This window comes from Flavobacterium sp. UBA4197 (assembly GCF_002379575.1).
Classification (GTDB): Bacteria; Bacteroidota; Bacteroidia; order Flavobacteriales; family Flavobacteriaceae; genus Flavobacterium; species Flavobacterium inviolabile.
Genome location: NZ_DFUB01000001.1, coordinates 65,442 through 87,052, shown reverse-complemented (window position 1 = coordinate 87,052; position 21,611 = coordinate 65,442). Strand labels below are relative to the sequence as shown.

20 protein-coding genes are annotated in these 21,611 nt (G+C 41.8%); 15 read left to right on the top strand and 5 right to left on the bottom strand.

The window, feature by feature from the left end; genetic code table 11:
• The first annotated feature begins 2 nt into the window (after positions 1–2).
• From B3394_RS00420 to B3394_RS00395, 6 genes are all read left to right on the top strand, one after another.
• Positions 3–584, top strand: coding sequence for a Crp/Fnr family transcriptional regulator (locus tag B3394_RS00420; protein ID WP_286911817.1), 582 nt, complete (start codon positions 3–5; stop codon positions 582–584).
• 79 nt (positions 585–663) lie between these two features.
• On the top strand, positions 664–1,347 hold the full coding sequence (locus B3394_RS00415; RefSeq protein ID WP_286911816.1) for a CPBP family intramembrane glutamic endopeptidase: 684 nt from the start codon (positions 664–666) through the stop codon (positions 1,345–1,347).
• A 130-nt stretch (positions 1,348–1,477) separates the two neighbouring features.
• Positions 1,478–1,684 (top strand): hypothetical protein, encoded by a 207-nt coding sequence (locus tag B3394_RS00410; protein WP_286911814.1) that lies wholly within the window; start codon positions 1,478–1,480, stop codon positions 1,682–1,684.
• A 119-nt stretch (positions 1,685–1,803) separates the two neighbouring features.
• Positions 1,804–2,373, top strand: coding sequence for a DUF2199 domain-containing protein (locus B3394_RS00405; RefSeq protein ID WP_286911813.1), 570 nt, complete (start codon positions 1,804–1,806; stop codon positions 2,371–2,373).
• Between the two features lie 108 nt (positions 2,374–2,481).
• Positions 2,482–3,363, top strand: a complete 882-nt coding sequence (locus B3394_RS00400) for a YDG/SRA domain-containing protein (protein WP_286911812.1) — start codon at positions 2,482–2,484, stop codon at positions 3,361–3,363.
• Complete coding sequence (locus B3394_RS00395; RefSeq protein ID WP_286911810.1) at positions 3,353–3,745, top strand: (deoxy)nucleoside triphosphate pyrophosphohydrolase; 393 nt, start codon at positions 3,353–3,355, stop codon at positions 3,743–3,745. The genes B3394_RS00400 and B3394_RS00395 overlap by 11 nt, the downstream gene beginning before the upstream one ends.
• A 6-nt stretch (positions 3,746–3,751) precedes the next feature.
• Here the strand turns inward: B3394_RS00395 and B3394_RS00390 are convergent, their stop codons facing one another.
• Entirely contained in the window at positions 3,752–4,240 is a 489-nt protein-coding gene (locus B3394_RS00390; protein ID WP_286911809.1) for a DNA-deoxyinosine glycosylase, read from the bottom strand.
• Positions 4,241–4,586: 346 nt separating this feature from the next.
• Here B3394_RS00390 and B3394_RS00385 point away from each other — a divergent pair, with 346 nt between their 5' ends.
• Genes B3394_RS00385 through B3394_RS00370 form a run of 4 tightly spaced genes read left to right on the top strand, consistent with a single transcriptional unit; the run spans position 4,587 to position 7,266 of the window.
• The gene (locus B3394_RS00385; protein ID WP_286911808.1) at positions 4,587–5,204 is read left to right on the top strand and encodes a hypothetical protein; all 618 of its coding nucleotides are present in this window, start codon (positions 4,587–4,589) and stop codon (positions 5,202–5,204) included.
• A gap of 3 nt (positions 5,205–5,207) precedes the next feature.
• Positions 5,208–5,873, top strand: coding sequence for a hypothetical protein (locus B3394_RS00380; RefSeq protein WP_286911807.1), 666 nt, complete (start codon positions 5,208–5,210; stop codon positions 5,871–5,873).
• A complete protein-coding gene (locus B3394_RS00375) occupies positions 5,831–6,580 on the top strand; it encodes a sensor histidine kinase (protein WP_177734755.1) in 750 nt (249 codons plus the stop codon). Before B3394_RS00380 ends, B3394_RS00375 begins: the two co-directional genes overlap by 43 nt.
• Before the next feature lie 8 nt (positions 6,581–6,588).
• The gene (locus B3394_RS00370; protein ID WP_177734756.1) at positions 6,589–7,266 is read left to right on the top strand and encodes a response regulator transcription factor; all 678 of its coding nucleotides are present in this window, start codon (positions 6,589–6,591) and stop codon (positions 7,264–7,266) included.
• A 19-nt stretch (positions 7,267–7,285) separates the two neighbouring features.
• Here B3394_RS00370 and B3394_RS00365 read toward each other — a convergent pair whose 3' ends face one another.
• On the bottom strand, positions 7,286–7,417 hold the full coding sequence (locus B3394_RS00365; protein WP_273246328.1) for a hypothetical protein: 132 nt from the start codon (positions 7,415–7,417) through the stop codon (positions 7,286–7,288).
• Between the two features lie 26 nt (positions 7,418–7,443).
• Between B3394_RS00365 and B3394_RS00360 the strand changes: the two genes are divergently transcribed.
• Positions 7,444–7,854, top strand: a complete 411-nt coding sequence (locus B3394_RS00360; RefSeq protein WP_286911806.1) for an SRPBCC family protein — start codon at positions 7,444–7,446, stop codon at positions 7,852–7,854.
• A gap of 81 nt (positions 7,855–7,935) precedes the next feature.
• Here B3394_RS00360 and B3394_RS00355 read toward each other — a convergent pair whose 3' ends face one another.
• From B3394_RS00355 to B3394_RS00345, 3 genes are read right to left on the bottom strand one after another with little or no spacing between them, the layout of a single operon-like run.
• Positions 7,936–9,024, bottom strand: a complete 1,089-nt coding sequence (locus B3394_RS00355; protein WP_286911805.1) for an efflux RND transporter periplasmic adaptor subunit — start codon at positions 9,022–9,024, stop codon at positions 7,936–7,938.
• Positions 9,014–12,298, bottom strand: a complete 3,285-nt coding sequence (locus B3394_RS00350; protein ID WP_286911804.1) for an efflux RND transporter permease subunit — start codon at positions 12,296–12,298, stop codon at positions 9,014–9,016. The genes B3394_RS00355 and B3394_RS00350 overlap by 11 nt, the downstream gene beginning before the upstream one ends.
• Positions 12,299–12,309: 11 nt before the next feature.
• Positions 12,310–13,695: a TolC family protein gene (locus B3394_RS00345; RefSeq protein WP_286911803.1), complete on the bottom strand. Its 1,386-nt coding sequence runs from the start codon at positions 13,693–13,695 to the stop codon at positions 12,310–12,312.
• Between the two features lie 167 nt (positions 13,696–13,862).
• Between B3394_RS00345 and B3394_RS00340 the strand changes: the two genes are divergently transcribed.
• From B3394_RS00340 to B3394_RS00325, 4 genes are all read left to right on the top strand, one after another.
• Positions 13,863–14,876 carry a sensor histidine kinase gene (locus B3394_RS00340; protein WP_317168390.1) on the top strand — a complete coding sequence of 338 codons (1,014 nt, stop codon included), beginning with the start codon at positions 13,863–13,865 and terminating at the stop codon, positions 14,874–14,876.
• Positions 14,873–15,568: a LytR/AlgR family response regulator transcription factor gene (locus B3394_RS00335; RefSeq protein WP_286911802.1), complete on the top strand. Its 696-nt coding sequence runs from the start codon at positions 14,873–14,875 to the stop codon at positions 15,566–15,568. The genes B3394_RS00340 and B3394_RS00335 overlap by 4 nt, the downstream gene beginning before the upstream one ends.
• 524 nt (positions 15,569–16,092) lie before the next feature.
• Positions 16,093–20,016: a Dyp-type peroxidase gene (locus B3394_RS00330; RefSeq protein WP_286911801.1), complete on the top strand. Its 3,924-nt coding sequence runs from the start codon at positions 16,093–16,095 to the stop codon at positions 20,014–20,016.
• A 148-nt stretch (positions 20,017–20,164) separates the two neighbouring features.
• Positions 20,165–21,535, top strand: a complete 1,371-nt coding sequence (locus B3394_RS00325; protein WP_286911800.1) for a T9SS type A sorting domain-containing protein — start codon at positions 20,165–20,167, stop codon at positions 21,533–21,535.
• Positions 21,536–21,611: the final 76 nt, after the last annotated feature.

Here is a 21,611-nt window from a genome sequence, read left to right as displayed (position 1 = left end):
GTATGGAACAACCAACACCCGAAAGAATAAAAGAAATATTTGATCCGTTTTATAAAGCCGATATCAATCTATGGACCGCATTTACAAAGTTCCTACACATACGCACTTTTGAAAAGAATGAAATCATAAAAGATTACGATAAAACCGAAAAATACATCAACATCTTAATTTCAGGTTCGGCGGCTCACTTTGTTTTAGCTAACGAAAAAGATGTTTGTATTAACCTGTATTATGAGAATCAAATCTTTAGCGACTATCTGTCATTTTTAACGCAATCGGCAACGGTTATTAAAACCCAGGCTTTGGAAGACGCAGTCATTTGGTCAATAAGCCATCATGATCTGAACGAATTATATTCCAAATCCCAGACAGGCCTTTTTATCGGCAAGGCAATTTCCGATGCAATGTTTATCCGGAAACAATCCGAACAGATAAATCTACTGACCCTTTCCCCAACAGAACGGTATTTGAAATTAATAAAAGAGCGCCCTGAAATTTTCCAGAGAACATCTTTAAAGATACTCTGCTCCTATCTTGGCATTACAGCCGAAAGCCTGAGCAGGATCCGGAAAAAAATTATCTGACAATATCATTTCTTACCCATCGTCAATTTTTTAGCGAAACCATCTTTATACTTTTGGAGTATAATTCAAACCGATAAAAATGAAAACTAAAATCAACTATTTCGCTATCCTTACCTTTTACGTCATTGCAATACTACTGCGTTATCTCACAAACAAAACCGACTTGTTAAACGGTGTGTCCAGTGATTTTCTAAAAGTAATTTTACAGGGTATTGGTCCGGCTGTTGGCGCTGTTGTCGCATTTTCTGTTTTTAAGATAAAACCCACACTTACCCTAAAAGGGAATTATAAAAAAACACTTATTCCTTTCCTGCTGTATTGGGGACTTCCAATTGCTTTAATCTTAGGTGTTGAATATTGTACAAAAGGAACAATTTCATTTACAGCCGTTACCGCAATTTTAATTTACGGCCTTTTGGAAGAAATCGGATGGCGTGGCTTTTTACAACAGGAACTAAAAACCTTACCCGCATTTCTGAATATCGTAATTGTTGCTGCATTGTGGTTTATCTGGCATTTAAACTTTGATTTTACAAGCGCAAACCTGCTGTTTTTCGGGATATTACTTCTTGGAACCTGGGGAATCGGAAAAGTAGCAGACAATACCCACTCTTTATTAGCGGTAGCCGCTATCCATTCGCTTAATAACTTTTTCCAGGAAATGAATACAACAAAAACAATGGTACTGGTAACATTATTGTCTGTTTGGATAATTGCCCTGGTAATCAGAAAAAGGCAATTAAAGAAAAGTATTGGTTCATAAAACGTACCGCAAAATTGCTCTATTATAAAAAAGGTATCCTTTATACTTTTTTGTATCTAAACCATATACATCAACAAATTTTAATACTTTTATTTATTTTGTCATTCATCCAAACAAATTAATAGCAAAAATGAAAATCTTCATCATACTATTATCTTTTATTTCACTAGCAAGTTGTGACTTTAAAAATTCAATGGAACAGGATGCAGAAAACTATATTACTGTTCTGAATAAAAAAGAAGCAGAACAACAAGGTAAAAACCAAAATCATTTTGGCAAATTAATTTCAACTATTGAATTTGGTATTAAAATGACGGCTAATGATTTAAAACTTTGAAAATGGCTTAATTCCATGGATTAGTATCGAGAATCTAAAAAATGGAATCGATAATAGAATCGTAATTAGAGAGCTGTTTTTACCATAGAATTATTTCTTGAAAATATACAAAATAATAAATGGATAATTCAATCAAATACACTTGTGAATGCTGTGGAAAGTCACACGAAAGTTGGCCTGCCTTAACATTTATCTCTCCAGATAATTACAATTGCCTTCCGCAACAAGATAAAGACAATATTGCCGAATTAAAAAGTGATACTTGTATCATTAATTATCCCGATCAAATTGATCGATTTATTCGCTGCATACTAATACAAACAGTCACTGACCATTGTGAAGATTTAGATTATGGCCTTTGGGTTTCTTTGAGTGATAAAAGTTTCCAAGACTATATGGAAAACTTCGATGATCAAAATCATGAAACACAATATTTTGGTTGGCTTTGTAATAATATTCCAGGATATGAGTTCTCCGAAAGCATCCCTACAACAGTCTACACAAAAAAAGGAAATCAACGCCCCGAAATTGTTCCACATAAAAATTTCGATCATCCGTTTGTAAGAGATTACTACAATGGAATTACTAAAAAAGAAGCCGAAAGAAGAATCAAAACAATGCTTCAAAAAATTGAAGATCATCAACCGGAATTAAAGGTTACAAGGTCGTGGTGGAAATTTTGGAAATGACCAAAAAACATTACTAACAGTTATTTTAAGGAATATCTTACCATTTTACAAATGCGACTTAGCAAAATCGAAACTACTTTTTGTATATTTGATTAAGCAACATAAACAATGGCTAAACCGATAATATTTGGCACAATTCCTGGTATAGAAGAAGGCTTTGGGTTTTCAAACAGAAAGGAAATGATGCCTACAAGCTTTCATAGAAAGTGGGGATCCGGAATTGACGGAAACAAAAACGAAGGTACTGCTGCCATAGTACTTTCTGGAGGTTACGAAGACGATTTAGATCTGGGTAATGAGATTATTTATACCGGAGCTGGAGGAAATGATCCAAAAACTAAAAAACAAATTGAAGATCAAACTTGGAATAACCATGGTAATGCAGGATTACTTATTAGTATGGACCAAGGTTTACCTGTACGAGTCATTCGTGGTTCCACTCATAAATCGGAATTTTCTCCCAAAAAAGGATATACTTATGCTGGACTCTACAGTGTCGTTGATGCTTGGGTAGAGGTTGGCAAAAGTGGTTTTAAAATTTGTCGTTTTCGTCTTGAATATTGCGGACAAAATGATAATCAAACTGTACTTAGAGATATCGAACTAAATTATCGTAAAAGGGAGAAAAGAAAAAGAGATACTAGTATCACACGATACGTTCGTGATTCTAAAATAGCACTTGACATCAAAAAGCTCTATAATTTTCAATGCCAGGTATGTATGTTTACTATTATAACCCAATTTAGTCGATATGCAGAAGGAGCTCATATAAAACCATTAGGCAGACCACATGAAGGTGATGATAATCCTGATAACTTACTTTGCCTTTGCCCTAATCACCATGTTATGTTCGATAAAGGATTATTCTCAATACTTGACAATTTAGAATTAACCGGCGCAGTAACCGGCAAATTAACGATTCATGAGAACCACAAACTCAATATGGTAAATGTACAATACCATCGTAAAAGTCATGGTTATGATGATTAAAGTTGTTTGTGGTATTATTTATAAAAACAATCTTGTTTTTATTTGTCGTAGAAATCCTGATAAATCATTAGGCGGTTATTGGGAATTTCCTGGTGGCAAAATTGAAGCTGGTGAGCAACAAAAAGATTCTTTAACCCGTGAACTTAGTGAAGAACTTGGTATGAGTGTTATTGTTAATGACCATTTTATGACCGTTATTCATACCTATGCCAAATTTACGATAGAACTGATTTCTTTTAAATGTGATTTTCAAGAATCCCTTTTTAATATGTCTGACCATGATGCCTATGAATGGGTTGAGGTTCAAGATCTAAATAAATACAACCTCGCTCCTGCTGACATCCCAATAGCAAAAAAGCTCAATGAGAACATTATGAACTGATAATTTTTAATAAAGGTCTCCCTTCACCACCTTCCACTCTTCCAGTTTTGCTTCAAAATTTTTACCGGCATTGGCAGGACTGGTTGAGGGTAATGTATGTAATTGGTATGCTTTTGCTGTTTTGACATATTTTTTAAAATAGGCTGCCGCTTTCTGTCCGTTAAAAAAAATATGTTCTATTGCGGGATGAGCGGCTAAAAAACCGGTAAAATCGTTGGGAACCTCTTCTTCTATCGCACTGTCCAGGCTGCCTTCCCTTTTACAGGCCTGCAAAACATCCCAAAGCGCTATTTTATGTTGCAGCAGCAATTCCTTTTTAGCGGTATAATCGGTAGAGAAAGGCTCCTCAAAAAGCGTAAAAAGTATTTTCCAGAAATGATTCCGGTTGTTTCCGTAATATTCCCCGGCCTGTAAAGACTGTACGCCGGGCATGGTTCCTAAGATCAGGATTTTCGCATTAACATCGGATATGGATGGAAAAGAATAAAGTATCATGGATTCCTTTTTTTTAACAGCTTTTGATAAATTAGAGTGCCTGTTTTGACTGCAAATTAGCAGCAATCGTCCAAATAAAAAAACAGCAAACGATCCGTTCCCTGTTTTAGCGGTCAAAAAACAGCCTCAGCACCCCATATTTCGCTCCTGTTGCTGCGTTTCCACTTGTTGTAAAACTTCTCTTATTCTGTGCTAATAGCAGGATTATCAACCATATTCTCAAAATAAAAATAATCCTATTAAAGTATTGTTACTAATAAGTGGATATAATTTGCTTTTTATGCATCAAAAATCTAATTTTGAACGACTCAAACAGTTTATTTATTAACTAAAAACATCCAAAATTATGCCATTACCACTACAAACAGTTCTTGATAGTATCGCAGAATGGAACAGAGTACGTAAAGATCGTGAATTAGTAACTTTCTATTTAAATCAAGGAAAATTTTTCCCTTTCGAATGTGTTAACAAAGGTGCTTCAAAATACCTGCATGCTTATCCGGGTATCATGAATGACAAACTTTTCTTCTTCTTAATCCCGTCGGAATTTGATACGGAACAAAAATCTGCTGTGCCGATTACAGAGTATATCAATGCTTTCCCTGTAGAAAACGGATTAGGAAACGGTCAGGAACTTCCGGAAAAAGAAGCTAAGCAACGAATTGAAAACTGGGATGAAAACCTAAACAAATGGATCAAAACGCAGATTGATGCTCCGGAAGGAATTTTCCAGGCTTTTGCAATGCCAACCGATTATCTTGTTGATGATACGAAAATACCTTACAATGCGAATTTTGCTTTGAGAACAAGCCCTGAAAAAGCATCCGGTTTCACTGCCGACCTTGTTATTGTTGACCAGGCAGATCAGAAAACCGTTTATTACGACACGGTAAGACCGGTTCCGCCGTTCGCACCGCTTGAAGGAGAATTCTATTTATTACAACTTGCTACAGTTACTGCTTAAACTATGACTTTTTATCAGGTATTGGATTATTTAACCTATTTGTCTCCGGCTTTATTACTGTCCGGAATCGGAATTGGATTATTCCGTTACAAATCGTTGGATATCTCACACAAATTAATAATGCTGTATTTTGCCACCGCGCTATGTACCGATCTGGTAAGCCGTATTTACGGGCAGCTTTTTGGTAACAACCTGATATTCATAATCGTATTCAGTTTACTGGAACTTATCGTTTTTTCGATACTATATCAGTTCTGCTTTTTTGAAAAGAAAAGCAGAACTCTTTTTGCCTTAATCGCTGTCGCAATCGGTTTTATCATTTGGGAGCTTTTCTCATTGCAAACCATTTCCCCGCAGCAGTTTCAGTCCTACTCCAAAGTAATGGACGCCTTTGTGATCATACTCCTGGCCATTACCTATTTTTTCCAGAAAGTCGGCAGGAATAAAGAAACCCCAAAAGATGTTTTACGGATGAATGCGGTGATTTTGATCTTTTTTTCACTCCATCTTTTATTTTTTCTGCCAATTAACTTCCTGATTAATGTAAGTTCCGAACTTAAGTTTTACTTTTGGTGTGCCAATTTGGTAATCACACTTTTATTTTACGCCTTTTTAAACTGGGAAATATGGAAAAATGGATTGAGCCGAAAACCATTATGCTCTGGATAATAATTGCTATTTCGGTAGTTTTTATACTGGTTTTTTCATTTATACGACTTGCATACCTCAATTTCAAACAGATGGCAGAAGCCCAGCTGGAAGAATCCCGCCTCAAACTCGAACATCAGAAAAAATTGCTGGAAACCGGCATACTGGTTCAGGAACAGGAACGCACGCGGATTGCCGCAGATTTACACGATTCCCTGATCGGAAAACTAACTTCCCTGAAACTCAAGAACCAATTAGCATACAATTATGACGAAGTGGACCATCTTTTAGGAGAAAGTATAGCCGAAGCGCGAAGAATTTCCCACGATTTGAGTCCACCTATGCTGGAATTTATATCTTTGTACGAGCTTATTGATGGAATCATTAACCCGTGGAAGAAAAATATCCAGGTCGTTTTCTTTCATGATGTGCGAACAGATGCTGCTTTGCCGAACAACATCAAAATTCAGTTTACACGTATCCTTCAGGAGCTCATTACGAATATTTACAAACATGCCGGAGCCACAACCATTTCGATCCACCTGCGTCAAACCGACCAGTGGTTAGCGCTTCAGGTTAGTGACGACGGAAAAGGATTTGACCCTAAAACCGGTAAAAAAGGGCTTGGCCTGCAAAATATTGAACTGCGGATGGTATACCTGAACGGGCACCACCACATTAAACCACATCAAAAAGGAACAACAGCCTTATTGCTGCTAAAACTATAAGACATAAAATGGATACGATTCGAATTGCCATAACAGATGACGACGGACTGATTGTAAAACTGCTGGAAAGCTACCTGAGCACTCAAAAAGGCTTTGAGGTTATTTTTACAGCAGAAAGCGGCGACGACCTGATAGCATTCCTCGAATCGGCTTCGGTACTGCCCGATGTCCTGTTACTGGATTTAAAGATGAAAGGCATGGACGGTGTGGAAGTAACCCGCCATCTTAAAACCAACTTTTCCAGTATAAAAGTCATTATCGTTTCGTCCCATTACCAGCGATCCTTTATGAATTTCATGCTGAAAACCGGTGCTTCCGCTTTTTTACCAAAAGGCGTTTCCCCTACACTGTTAACCGAAATCATCCCGGTTGTTCATGAAAAAGGCGTCTTTTTTATGGAAGACCAGATGGAAGCCATCCGGGAACAGATCGCAACCAAATCCACCCAAAAATCAATCTTTGACAACGGATCGGAATTATCAAAACGCGAAATTGAAGTCCTGCAGCTAATAAGTCAGCAAAAAACAGCCAAAGAAATTGGCGACACTCTTTTTATTACCGCAAGAACTGTTGAAGGGCACAAAAACAATCTCTTTGTAAAAACCGGGGCAAAAAACATCGCCGGATTGGTTATCTATGCCATCCAGAACAACTATATCACGGTAGAAGACCTGCCAATGATCTAATAGTTCCTTTTTTTTACCCTCAACTTTCCGGATAATAGCTGTCCGGTTCCTGTGTATTGTTTGAAATATCCGAAAACCACATCGGTATTTCAGCTGTAAAAAGACGCAAAGCACTGCTCATTCCACAGCATTTATTTGTTATTTTTAACATCTGTTAACCTCTAAACACACATCACCATGCAGACAATCACAGTTGAAAGTACGATCAATGTTCCTGTAGCACAGGTCTGGACACTTTGGACAAGCCCGGAACACATCAAAAACTGGAATACGGCTTCCGAAGACTGGCATACAACCCATGCCGAAAACGATTTACGTGCCGGCGGCAGCTTTTCATCCCGAATGGAAGCAAAAGACGGCAGCTTCGGTTTTGACTTCAACGGCAGCTATGATGCTGTTAACCTGCACGAACACATCGCATACACCATTGCCGACGGCCGTAAAGTAACCATTACGTTTTCCGGTTCAGGAAATACAACCAAAATAACCGAAACGTTTGAAGCCGAAAATACCAATCCTCTGGACATGCAGCGAGGCGGATGGCAGGCAATACTCGACAACTTTAAAAAATATGCGGAAAGTAATTAAGAATTATGAATTAGGGGCTTCAATCGTAATTCATAATTCGTAATTCAACAAAAAAGGGAACATTAACGTTCCCTTTTTTTATTATTTAACCGAAGTTCCGTCCGGTATTTCTTCTGTTGCCAGTTTCACCAGCTGCGTACTATCCGAAATCGCTCCGAATACCTCTACCCGATCTTCCAGGACACGTCCTTTCTGAACCGGTAAACGGCTGGTTTTATGATCTGCTACAACAATCACAAAAGTACCTTCACTGGAAGTTACCACAGCAGTTTTAGGCACTACATACGTACTGTCTTTTGCCGTTAACGGCAGCTGTACTTCGGCAACCATACCCGGAAGCAGCTTGTTGCCGGCATTGATCACATCCATTTCCACTCTTTCGGAGCGCAGCTTGCTGTCCAGAGCACCGGACATACGCGCAATCGTTGCCGAAAAGGTTTGTCCCGGCAGCGATTTAACCGAAAACTGCAACGCACTTCCGTTCTTTAAATACCCGGAATACTGTTCCGGAACATATACCGAAAGACGCAGTTTGTTTTGCTGCTGAATCGTCATCAACGGCGCTTCCGAACCTTTCCCTGCCGGACCAACGTAAGCTCCGTGGTTTACGTTACGCGTCGCCACTACTCCGTCAAACGGCGCTCTGATCTGCAAATACCCCAATAAGGTCTGTATCTCCGTATAAGCCGCTTTTGCGGCCTGATATTGGGCAAAATCGGAATTCTTTCGTGCCTCGGCCACTTCCAGGTCGTTACGGGAAACCGTTCCTTCCACCTTGCTGGTTTCAAACAAACGGTTATAGGTACTTCTGCTGGCCGTATAAACCGCTTCCTGCGAACGCAAACGCGATTGGGCGGCCGCAAGCTGCGAACTCAGCTCGGGTGCTTCCAGCAGCATTAAAAGCTGCCCTTTTTTAACCTGCGAACCAATGTCGGCTTTTAACTCTTTTACATAACTGCTCACTTTCGCATAAATATCCACCTGCTGAAATCCTGTAATTTCTGCCGGCATACGAAGTTCTGTAGTTAATATTTCTTTTTTAGGAGCAAAGGTTTCTATAACCGGTAGTTTTTCTGCTACCGCGTCATTTTGCTTTGCCGAAGTCTGACAGCCTGCTACCAGTGCTGTCGTTCCTAAAAATACGATTGCTTTTGCTAAATTATTTCTCATCTGTTTGTGCTAATGCCGCTATATAATGTTTACTTTCTTTGTCTTCCGGATCTAACGATACCGACTGTATTCCTGTTTTACCCATAACCCAGGCAAAAATAACCGGTAAAATAACCAATACCGTAAAAGTAGAGAATAATAATCCTCCGATTACCGCTCTTCCCAACGGCGAAACCTGCTCACCGCTTTCTCCGTGTCCGATTGCCATTGGCAGCATCCCGGCAATCATTGCGATACTCGTCATAATGATAGGCCGTAATCGCAAAGAAGCTGCTTCTCTTGCCGATGCCAGGGCATTATTATTGTGCTTTCGCAATTGTTCTGCATTGGTGACCAGCAATACGGCATTGGCAATGGATACTCCCACCGACATGATGATTCCCATATAGGACTGCAGGTTAAGCGTGGATCCGGTTGCCAAAAGCAACAGCAAGGAACCCAATACCACCGCCGGAACCGCAGTTAAAATCACTAAGGAAATACGGAATGACTGGAAGTTGGCCGACAGCATCAGGAAGATCACGATTACCGCTACCAGTAATCCGGATTCCAGACTGCCCATTGTTTCTTTAAGTACTTTACCCAATCCGATCTGCTCAATAAACATACCTCTTGGCAATTCGCCCAGCGAACCAATTACCTGCTGTACGTCTTTTGAAGCAGTACCCAGATCGGTATGATCAATATTCGCCGTAACCGAAATATACGGCATCGCTCCTAAGTTGTCATTCTCACCATAAGTAAAAGATGGCGTAATGGTCGCCACATCGCTCAATACCGGACGTGCCGTATTTTTAAGCAACGGAATTTCCCCTATTTCCTTAACATCCGTCATTTTATCCAAAGGCACCTGAACCTGTACATTATAGGACAAACCTGCCTTTTCGTCTATCCAGGTATTCTTTTCGGTATATCGGGAAGACGATGTTGACGCAATCAAGGAACGGGATATTTCACTCATATCCACACCCAATTGTGCTGCTCTTACCCTGTCAATATTAATATCCAGTGCCGGATATTTAATAGGCTGTGCCAATTGTATATCCCTGAAATACGATTTCTCTTCCAGCTGTGCCATGATCTTGTTCGCATACTCCTCGTTTTTCTTTTTGTTTTTTCCGGCAATACGAATCTCAACCGGCGTTGGCGATCCCTGACTCAATACTTTATCTGTTAATTCAATAGGCTCAAAAGACACTTTTACATCCGGCAACAGCTTTTTAAGATGCTGGCGGTATTCGTCTTTAAAATCATCCATATCCCGGTGGTAGTCTTTTAAGGCTACCTGGAATACTGCTTCGTGCGGTCCTGCCATAAACAGGTATATGGGCGATACGGAAAACAGCGAAGGGTGCTGCCCTACATAAACCGAGGAAATCGATACATGCTCTTTTCCGACAATCTTTTCCAGTTCGGCTAAAGCTATTTTGGCCTTTTCCTCCGTGCGCTCCAAACGGGTTCCGTCCGGTGCTTTTAAACGCATCTGGAACTGACTGGAATTCACTTTCGGGAATACATCCTGCCCGATAATGTTTAGCAGCAATATCGCTAAAGCGGTTACCCCAACAAGGTAAGCAATCGTAATTGGCTTTTTAAAATGGAACAGGCGGTTGATTAGCCTCATAAATCGGTTACGGAACTTCTCAAACGGACTGATTTTTCCATCATTATTAAAATCTTTACGGCTAACCAGTATTTTCTTCTGATCCATCGTGTCTTTTTCCGATTCCGGAGTCAGTCCCGAAGCCATAAATACAGCTTCATCATCGGATATTGTTTCCGGATGCGGCACTTTTGCATGATCTTTCATTAACCAGTTTGCCATAATCGGCACAAAGGTCTGCGACAGCAAAAACGAAACAATCATCGAAAAACCAATGGATAAGGCCAATGGCAGGAATAACGATCCCGGTATTCCGGTCATGGTAAACGCCGGTGCAAATACGGCAAGGATACACAGCAAAATCAATAATTTCGGCAAGGCTATTTCCTTACAGGCATCCCAGATGGCGAGTGCCTTGGGTTTCCCCATATCGAGATGCTGGTGGATATTTTCAATCGTTACCGTACTTTCATCAACCAGGATACCAATAGCCAGCGCTAATCCGCTCAACGACATCAGGTTGATTGTCTGTCCGAATAACTTCAGGAACAATACCCCGGAAATAATCGAAATCGGAATCGTCAGGATCACAATCAAAGCCGCTCTTCTGTCACCTAAGAACAAAAGCACCATCAATCCGGTTAATATCGCTCCGATAAGCCCTTCGGTAATCAAACTTTTTACAGAATTGATCACATAAACCGACTGGTCAAATTCGTAGGATAGTTTCACATCTTCCGGAAGCGTACTCTGAATACGCGGCAATTCGGCTTTCAGCTTTTGTACCACATCCCAGGTAGAGGCATCACCGGCTTTGGCAATACTCACATATACCGAACGTTTTCCGTTTACCAAAGCATAACCGGCAGTAATATCTGCACCGTCTTTAACCGTGGCAACATCTCCTAAATATAAATTCTGAACACCACCTTTAAACAACGGGATCTTTTCAAAATCCCTGATCTCCTTGATTGTATTATTCGTTGGCGTAATATAATTTTTATCGCCTACCCTCACATTTCCTGACGGTGCCGTCTGGTTATTTAAACGGATGGCTTCCACGATCTGGTCCGGAGTTAAATTGTGTGAACGCAGTAAATCGGGATCCACATTTACCTCTACGGTTCTCGGGCTTCCTCCAAATGGCGGCGGCGACAATAGTCCCGGAATGGACGTAAAAGAAGCCCTTACATACACATTCGCCAAATCCTGCAATTCATTGTTGGAACGCGTCGCACTGCTCAATACCAGCTGTCCTACCGGAAGTGAAGACGCGTCAAAACGAATAATAAACGGCGGCTGCGATCCGGGTGGGAAAGCCGCCTGGATTCTATTGGACAAAGCACTCAGCTCTGCCGCTGCCTGTGCCATATTCGTATCTTCATAATACGAAATTTTCATTAAGGTAAGTCCCTGTATATTCTTTGTTTCTATGGACTTAACGCCGTTGGCAAACAGCATTATATTCACGTAGTTTTTGGCAAAATAGGACTCCATCTGGTTGGGTGTATAGCCTCCAAAAGGGTGTGCCAGGTAAATTACCGGCAGGTTCATTTTGGGTAAAATATCCACTTTAATGCTTTTTACGGCACCAATACCAAAGATGATAAGCCCCAATACCAAAACGATAATCGAAATCGGTTTACGAAGTGCAAATCGTATTAAATTCATTTCTTATTGGGTTATAATTCGTTAATAAAAAGATCCAGATCACCTGTAGCAGCTGCTTTGAGCAACAAGGACTGCCAAACGTTCACGCGAACAATATCACGGTCGGTTTCTGCACGGTTTAAAGTATACAGTGTCTGGGTTACATCAACCAGATTGGTCAGTCCGTTTTTATACAGCGTCATTTTCTGCAAATAAGCCTGAGCGGCTGCTTTTACCTGTCTTGGCGCTTCTTTGTCGCTTTCCATAGCCAGCTGCATTTTTACATTTGCCGCATCCGACTGTGCTTTAAATTGCTGTTCCATAACGGTGTATTCCTCCTGTAATGCTTCGGAAACAAATTTCTGGGCGCTTACTTTTTTGGCTGCACGGGCAATACTGGTCAGATTCCAGCTTACGCCCACTCCAAACAGGTAGTTTTGACGGGTAGGGTCAACACCATCCCAATAGTTATGGGTAAACGAATGCTGATCGACAGCATAATCGGAATTGAATCCGGAAGCCCTCGTCTGGTACACCCCAAACAAACTGAACGTTGGGTAATATTCCTTTCTGAAAAGCTTCAGCTGCTGCTGTCCGTAATCCATCCGGCTCTTGTAATATTGCAGTATCGGATTAGTATTATTTATTGAAGTATCACTTCCGATTATTTTATTGGGTGATTTGATTACCAGTGTCGTATCGGTTTTAATATCGATAATCGCTATACCCATCAGCGTAGTCAGTTTGTTGTTCTGATCTTTAATCTGATCTTTGATCTGATTTAAAGCAATCCGCGCCCGGGAAACCTCAGCCGAAGCCAGAGTAGAATCCACTCCGGGAAGCAATCCGTTCTTCACGCGCGCGGCGGCGAGTCTTTGAAAAACGATCGCCCGGTCCAGATTTTTCTGTTGGGATATTTCAAGACGCTGCCCTGCTAATAAGTTCAGGTAAGCGCCTGCGATTTTGATTTTATGCTGGAATTTCTCCTGCTCCAGGTCTTTTTCAAAACGGTCGGCATCCGCTTTAGACACCGCGATCCGCTGCCTGATACGCCCGAAACTGTAAAAGTCCCAGTTCATATTCACCAGGTACAAAGCCCCGAAGGCAGCATTCCAGTTTTGTTCCGGCAAGGGTAATCCGGAAGAAGCCACTCCCAATCCTCCGAAACCGTATAAGGGACCGTTTTGTCCGTTTACCGTTCCATAATCCTGCTGAGCCGCCAGAGTCAGATTGGGCCAATAGTCCCGCTGGCTCTGTTTCACGGTCTCTTGCGAAGCCTGCGCATACTTTTGCTTGGCTTTGATGGTGCCGTAATTTTCAACTCCTTTATCGATAGCTTCTTTCAGCGTGAGGGATTGGGAAAATCCGCCGGAAAAGCACAATAACAGGAATAATAAAGGCATTTTTCGTGATATCATTAGTGTAGTAAGATTTTTGATCATGCGAAACTACAACACATCCCGAAGATGAAGTCTTAAAAAATGACTAATTCCGCACAAAAAATGACCAATTGCATTGGTCATTTAATCTCCCTATTTATTCATATTTTTATCCTTATTTTGCCAGCTATATATCCGGAATGAGCATGAAGAAGATTTTAGAGAACAAATGGTTGCAGGAATTTGCCATATTGGTATTTTCATTTATTCTTTTCACCCTAAACGACTGGATCCTTATCCTGAGCTGGAGAGGCTTTTGGACCGGCATACTGTACTTTATGATTTTGTACAGCCATGCCCAGGTAAACCGTTTTTTCCTGCTGCCCATCCTGCTTAAAAAACACCAGCCACTCACCTATATTTTTTCGACAATTGTCTTAATATTAATATTTTCCGTTATTTTACATGAAGCATCAAATGAGATACTTTATAAAAACTGTTTCCTCTATAAAACGTCTTTACAAAAAACCTATCACTTCCAGTTAGGCACCCTTGCCGGAACACTGATCTGTATTTTGGGAGGCTTCCAGCTTATCGAACATTACCGGGAACAAAAGAGAAAAACCAACAAAGAATTACTCTACAACCAGATACAGTTAAACGCGTTGAAAGGACAGTTAAACCCGCATTTTCTGTTCAACACCTTCAATACGCTTTACGGCATCAGTCTGCAATATCCGGAACGCACATCCGACATGATCATGCGTGTTTCCCAGTTAATGCGTTACCAGGTGGAAAACACCCAGAAAGAATATGTATCGCTGGAGGATGAGGTTGACTTTATCACCAGCTATATCGAACTGGAAAAAGAACGTGTAGGCTATCGCTGTGAGATCGAATTCGACTATAAAACCGATGCCGACACCAACTATATGATTGCACCCATGCTGCTGATTCCGTTTATTGAAAACACCTTCAAACACGGCACCTGTGCGATTGAAAACTGTTTTGTAAAAATAAAATTATCGGTAACCGAAGGAAAACTCCGTCTGGAAACCTTAAATTCGATACCGGATAAAAAACGAAAAATAATTTCCACCAAAATAGGCCTGAGCAATACCACCGAACGTTTGCGGATCCTCTACCCTAAAAAACATCATTTACAGATCAAACAGGAAGAAAAACAATATCGTGTAATTTTGGAAATGGATTTGATATGACAGCCCCTAAAAAGTGTATTATCGTTGACGATGAACCGGCAGCACATTATGTACTGACGAACTATATCAACCAGAATCCGCAGCTGGAATTGGTTGCCCAATGCTATAACGGCGTGGAAGCCCTGCAATACCTGCGCCTGCATCCGGTTGACCTGATGTTCCTGGATATCGACATGCCCGAGATCAGCGGACTGGAATTGCTGCAAACCCTGCAACAGCCGCCCAAAACGATCCTCACCACAGCCTATTCGGAGTTTGCACTGGAAAGCTATGACTACGGTGTGATTGATTATCTTCTAAAACCGATTTATTTCCCGCGCTTTTTAAAATCCATAGAGCGCTACCTTTCTTTACAAATGCCCGAAAAAGAAACGGTTACCCCTACTTCACTATCGGTTAAAGTGAACGGAAAAAACATAGACATCCGCATGGAAGATATCCTTTACGTCCAGAGTTACGGAAACTATGTGAAGATATTCACCAAACAGCGGACATTTGTAACTGCAATCACAACCAACCAGCTGGTACAGGAGCTCCCATCGGACAACTTTATGAGAGTCCACAAATCCTATATCATTGCCATCAACAAAATCGACCTGCACGAAAAAGAACACATCGTTATCCAGGACGAGAAAATCCCTTTGGGCATCACTTTCCGACGCGAACTCAACGAACGCCTTAGAGAACTTTAGAAGGGAGATTTACGATATTTGATATACGAGGTATGAAATATGATATTTGAAGGTTGATTTTTGATCTATGAAGGTTGATATTCGATATATGATATTGTCAAATACTACAACATCCTCAATAAATAGAAAGCACATTTTACCTCTTGCACATTGCTCCTTGCCTTTTACCAATTGCTTCTTCCCCTTTATCCCTTGCCTCTTTCTTCTTGCTTTTGCCAATTGCTCTTTACCCCTTCCTCCTTGCCTTTGCCCCTTGCCTTTGCCCCTTGCCTTTTGCCCCTTGCCTTTTGCTCCTTGCCCCTTCACCTCTCACCTCATCCCTCCAAAAAAACAGGTGTTTGTACGTATAGCCCTGACCGTCCTTTTCAATACTTTTGAAGTCAGCGATTTCCCACTATAATCCTCTATATCTTATTTTGAAGACAGATTCTCTGTTATTAAGACTGCATCGTTATGTTCTTAAAGGATCGCCGTTGCTTTCTAAAATAACAACTATAAAGGCATTAACCAACAAACAAAACAACATGAAAACACTAAACTACGAAGAAAGATTTGACGAAGTTTGGAAACATTGCCAACGAGGTCTGGTGTATCCGTCTCCGTTTGCAATTTTCGCAACTTTCTGGCTTAATAAGCCGGTGAGCAAATTACAGTTGTCCATTTTAATGGCTTCTGTCCGTGCAACAATCAACACGCATGAAGCGTTAAAGGACAAGAACACTACGGTTGTATTAGGGGTTTCGTTTAAAAACTGGGCGGAAATCTGCGAACATGAAGGGATGACATTACCTAAGGGAATGCAATTCAACTATCCGGAAAGTGGCAATCCCTATAATTCGAGCGTTTTTAAAACATCCAACGATGTTTTCGACGATTCTCACGGCGATATCTGGTTTCACATTAAAAGTGACAAGGAAGAGGCTTGCGACATTGTACTACAAATGCTGATAGAAGCTTTGGAGAAAGACACTTCCGATTACTATGCACAGGCTGCCGCTTCAAAATCCAATGAAGAAGACGGACATCGCGGGAAAGTGTTAGGCTGTCGTTTTTCGGAAAACCTCAACAATCCTTCCGATCCTATTACCATTGCAAAACATACATTAATCGGCTGTGACGACATGGAACACTTTGGAGGTTCCTTTGTTCTGGCACAACGCTTTCTGATCAACTGGAATCAGATCAACATGATGACGGAAGACCAGATCGAAGACTTGATCGGCCGCAAAACAGACGATACGATCATTCCGGACCGCGATTCCCGTTCCCATATTAAATCGGCGCGAATCCAGGACGAAAACGGAAATACAACCCCGGTACTGCGGTTAGGACTGCCTTTTGGCAGAGCCAAACAAACCGGAAGCGGATTCCGTACGCCGAAATCGGTTACCGTTTCGGATGAAGAAGGAATCTACTTTGCCGGTTTCTCCAGAGAAGTGGGCATACTGGAAAACATCATGTTCAATCAGATTGGTCCAGACAGTGGTTTTATGAACGACCGTTTGTTCAATCACTTAAAATCCGATTTGGGCGGTTTCTTCTATATCCCGAGTGTGGATGACCTGGATCTGGACATGATGAAAGATTACAAAAACAACTTTTCCTATATGGAAAAAGGCGACTGGACCCGTTTTCCGGGTGTAGACTGGACCCGTCTGGACCGCCATTATCGCAATGCGTCCAAAAACGGGCTGATGTATTACAGCCATCAGAATTACCTGTTTACAATGTCGACCGAAATCAACCGCGACAACAAATATTTCAATGTTCCTTCCAACCGTATTTTAAGCCTGTTAGAGAATATTTTCTCCCTTTGGCAGGATAACTGGTACTTTAACCGCAAACAGGAAGAAATCAAAGAAGACATCCGCCATTATATCGACCAGTATAACGGAACCGACAAACCTGCCGACATTATGAGCGAATCCATCATGATTCGTAAAGGCTGGGCGATTCGTTTGAGCCTGCAATTATTCAGCTCTGCCGATTATGGCTTTAGAGGACGCAGAATCCGTTTGAGCGACGGTACCCTGATTCCGTATTCTTCTTTCCGTGAAAAAGAAGGCGAAATCGTTTACGGTTCCGACACTTACCGTATTTCTCCCGAAGAGATCATTGTGGGCGCCATGCCGAATTTATCTTTGGGTGAAGGCCGCTATGTGATGAAATACCTTTCGGATGCAGAACGTCTGGACGGTTTCCTGAGCAACCTGAGCGAAGCTTCCGGTGTGGGACACGTGATTCCACATTATGAAAAAGCCTTACAGAAAGGTTTGCTGACCATGCAGGAAGAAATCCTTGCCTATGAAAAACAAACCGACAATACCGAGAAAAAAGAACTGTACCGTTCTGCTTACCTGTCTTTAAAAGGTATTTCCGAATACTGCTTAAACTATGCCGATCTGGCTCGTAAAACAGCAGCAAAAATGACTGCCGGCCAGGAATGGGAAAGACAAAACCTGGAATCTATTGCATATCGTATGACGAAACTGGCAACAGAAAAACCGGATACTCTGGTAGAAGCCGTTCAGTTCATCTTCACCCTGCACAGCTGTCTGCACTTAAACGGTGAGCCTACAGCGATCGGAAGAATGGATCAGCTGTTACAGCCTTTCTATGAAAAAGATGATGTTTCGGAAACAGAAGCACAGGAAATAATCGATGCATTCTATATCAAACTGGACGAAAAAGTACAACAGAACCGTATCTTTATGGAAGATCATCAGCCGTTTGGTAACCTTGCCATGGGCGGAAGTTCCGGTCCTTATCCGCAAGGTGCTTCTTTAGGACAATGGATCCAGCAGATCACCGTGGGTGGAACTGTTGCCGACGGAACTCCTTTTGACGATTCCAAACCGGCTTATAATTACATGACCAAACTGTTTATCCGTTCTTCCGGACGTTTGCCGCTCAATGCGCCATGTCTGTCGCTGAGAACGCGTAAAGATATTCCGCGTGAAATCCTGGAAGAAGCGGCGCATGCTCTGCTTTCCGGAGGTGCGCATCCGATATTGTTAAACGACGAAAAAATTATTGACGGTTTATACCGCAGCGGTGACAACGTAGGCGGATCCTTAGGTGATGAAAACAAAAACTGGGATTCCAGAGTGAGCTTGCAATCGGCACAAAATTATGCCTGCGACGGTTGCTACGAACCGCAGTTTCCGGGTGAAAACTGGTTCTCTCTGGGCGGATTCTCTACCTTACAACCGTTAGAATGTGCCTTAAACCAGGGCAGAACCTACTCTTCTGCCGGTCAGTCCTATTTATTCGGGCAGGTGGTTTCTTTAACCTCAAAACCGGCCGATCAGATCAAAAGCTTTGACGAACTGGTAAAAATTTATTTTGAGCATTTCAACCTTTTAAACCGAAAAGCCTTTAACGGTCAGTTAATGGGTTATGGTGCCAACACCAAATTCTGCCCTTCCCCGATACTGAATGTATTGATGGATGACTGTCTGGCTAAAGGACAGGATTTTTACAGCGGCGGAACCAAATACAATATTTACGGACCGTGCTATATTTCCCTGAGCAGTACGATCAACTCGCTTTATGCCATTAAATCGATGGTATTTGACGATAAAAATGCAGTAACAACCTTACCGGAATTACTGGAATGCCTGTGCTGTGACTGGGGTTATAAAATGACCGAACCGTTTATCAGTAACCTGGCAGGTGAATCCCGTATTGCCAGCCGTTCGGACCGTTTCAAACGTTTGCGTGAAATAGCCTTATCCTTACCGCGTTACGGAAGAGGCTACGAAGACATCGATGCTTTCGGAAACACTATCCTGGAAGGCATTGCCCGAATCTCGGTAGAAACCTTCACCCAGCCCTGGACGCAGTTACGCGATACGCTTAAAAATATGGCTTCCCGCTTTGGCTCGGAAGAGTTTCCATTCGGAATCCAGATACAGCCGGGTGTGGGAACCTTTGAAAACCATGTAGAAATGGGTGCCTGGAATGGTGCCAGTGCCGATGGCCGTCGTTTGGGAACTACCGTTGCTTCCGATTTGAGTGCAGCGCCAAGTCCTGCCGATTTACCAATCGAACATCAGTTTGCCGGATTTGAAGAAGCCCTGGCCGGATTTGACGGAAAAGGAGCCGAAATGATGACAGACGGTGCGCCGACAGATTTCAACATTGACGAAGACTTCCCTGTAGAAAAACTGGTGCAGGTAATGCAGCAGTTTGCCCAGGGACAATCCTCAAATATACTAACGGTTACGGTAGCCAATCCGGATACGTTTAGTGAAGCAGTAGATTCACCGGAACAATACGATTTACTTCGTGTGCGTACCGGAGGCTGGACAAACTTCTTTACTTCGGTATTCCCGATCATCCAGGATCAGCACCGCCGCCGCCCGGTTTCAACTCCGGTGGAAGTCAAAAAAGACAAAAATGCCGCAAAAGGCTGTCCGTTCCATCAAAAAATGGTTCAGGAATAATCGTTTTAAAAAAAGTGGTGAAAGGCGCCCCGGGAAACCGGGGTGTTTTTTATTTATATCGCACCCCAGCTTATCTAAAATAACCACTAAAATATTACTTTTGTAAAATGTAAGAGCAATCCTTACTTCGTTCCTATCCTCTTTACTTATGCAAAAAATTTCATCCCTTTTTTTCTTATCCTTCTTATTATTAACCTCCTCCCTATTTGCCCAATGCTGGCAATCTGTTTCGGCAGGCGGGAATCATACTTTAGCTATTCGGCAGGACGGAAGTCTTTGGGCATCGGGATTTAATGCAAACGGACAGATCGGTGTCGGCAATTATCAGGTATACTACAGTCTGTTCACCCTCGTAAACAGTCAGAACCAATGGAAAGCTGTAGCGGCCGGCGAACAATTCTCCCTTGCGATCCGCCAAGACCATACCTTATGGTCCTGGGGTAATAATTATTTTGGGCAATTGGGAACCAATACTTCCGAAGATAATGTCCCAACACCGCACCAGATAGGCACTCATAACGACTGGGAAAAAATAGCAGCTGGAAACAGTCATGCCATTGCCTTAAAAAAAGACGGTACCCTATGGTCGTGGGGCAGCAATTTTTACGGGCAATTAGGAGACGGAACGACCACTTCCCGCACTGCTCCCGTGCAAATTGGCACTGATAATAACTGGAAAGAGATAGCTGCCGGGCACTGGTATAATTTAGGCATTAAAAAAGACGGTACTTTATGGGCATGGGGCGCTAATACCAAAGGTGGATTAGGCGACGGAACAGTAATTCACAAATATATTCCGACACAAATAGGCAATGCCAATAACTGGAAGACTATTGCAGCCGGCAATGCACACTCCTTAGCAATAAAACAGGATGGTACTTTGTGGACATGGGGATATAATATTTCCGGTCAGTTAGGAAACGGAACAACAAACGACACCAATATTCCGGCTCAGATAGGCTCGGCAAATAACTGGCAGGGCATCGAATGCGGCGGCACACAAACAATCGCCTTCCGAAGCGACGGTACATTATGGACCTGGGGCAATAATTATTACGGGGAATTAGGAAACGGCAATAATCAAAATTCCTCAATACCCGTAACGGTTGGCATTCCAAATAATTGGTCGGCAATCAGTGCCGGATGGCATTACAGTTTTGCTTTAAAAAATGATGGTACCTTATTCGGTTTTGGCATTAATGCCGAAGGGGAATTGGGTAACGGAACCGCAACAAACACCAATATCCCCGTGATAATCCCGTGTACGTCACTCAGTATAAAGGATCATCAGCCAATGAACGTTTTAGTGTATCCCAATCCAACATCGGACATCATAAATATTCCTGACAATAATCAGCCTGTAAACAAAATCAACATCTATGACCTGTCCGGAAAATTAATCCGTAACTATTCCGGAAATACAGCTGTATTATCTTTAAATCCTTTAGCAAAAGGAATGTATACGATAGAGATCCTGTACGACAATTCCACAGTAAGGCAAAAAATAATGAAATTGTAATGACCAATTTGTTGTCTTTATCCCTTTCACTTTTTAACAATATTGAAAAGCGGAAACCAGTACAAACAAACAGTAA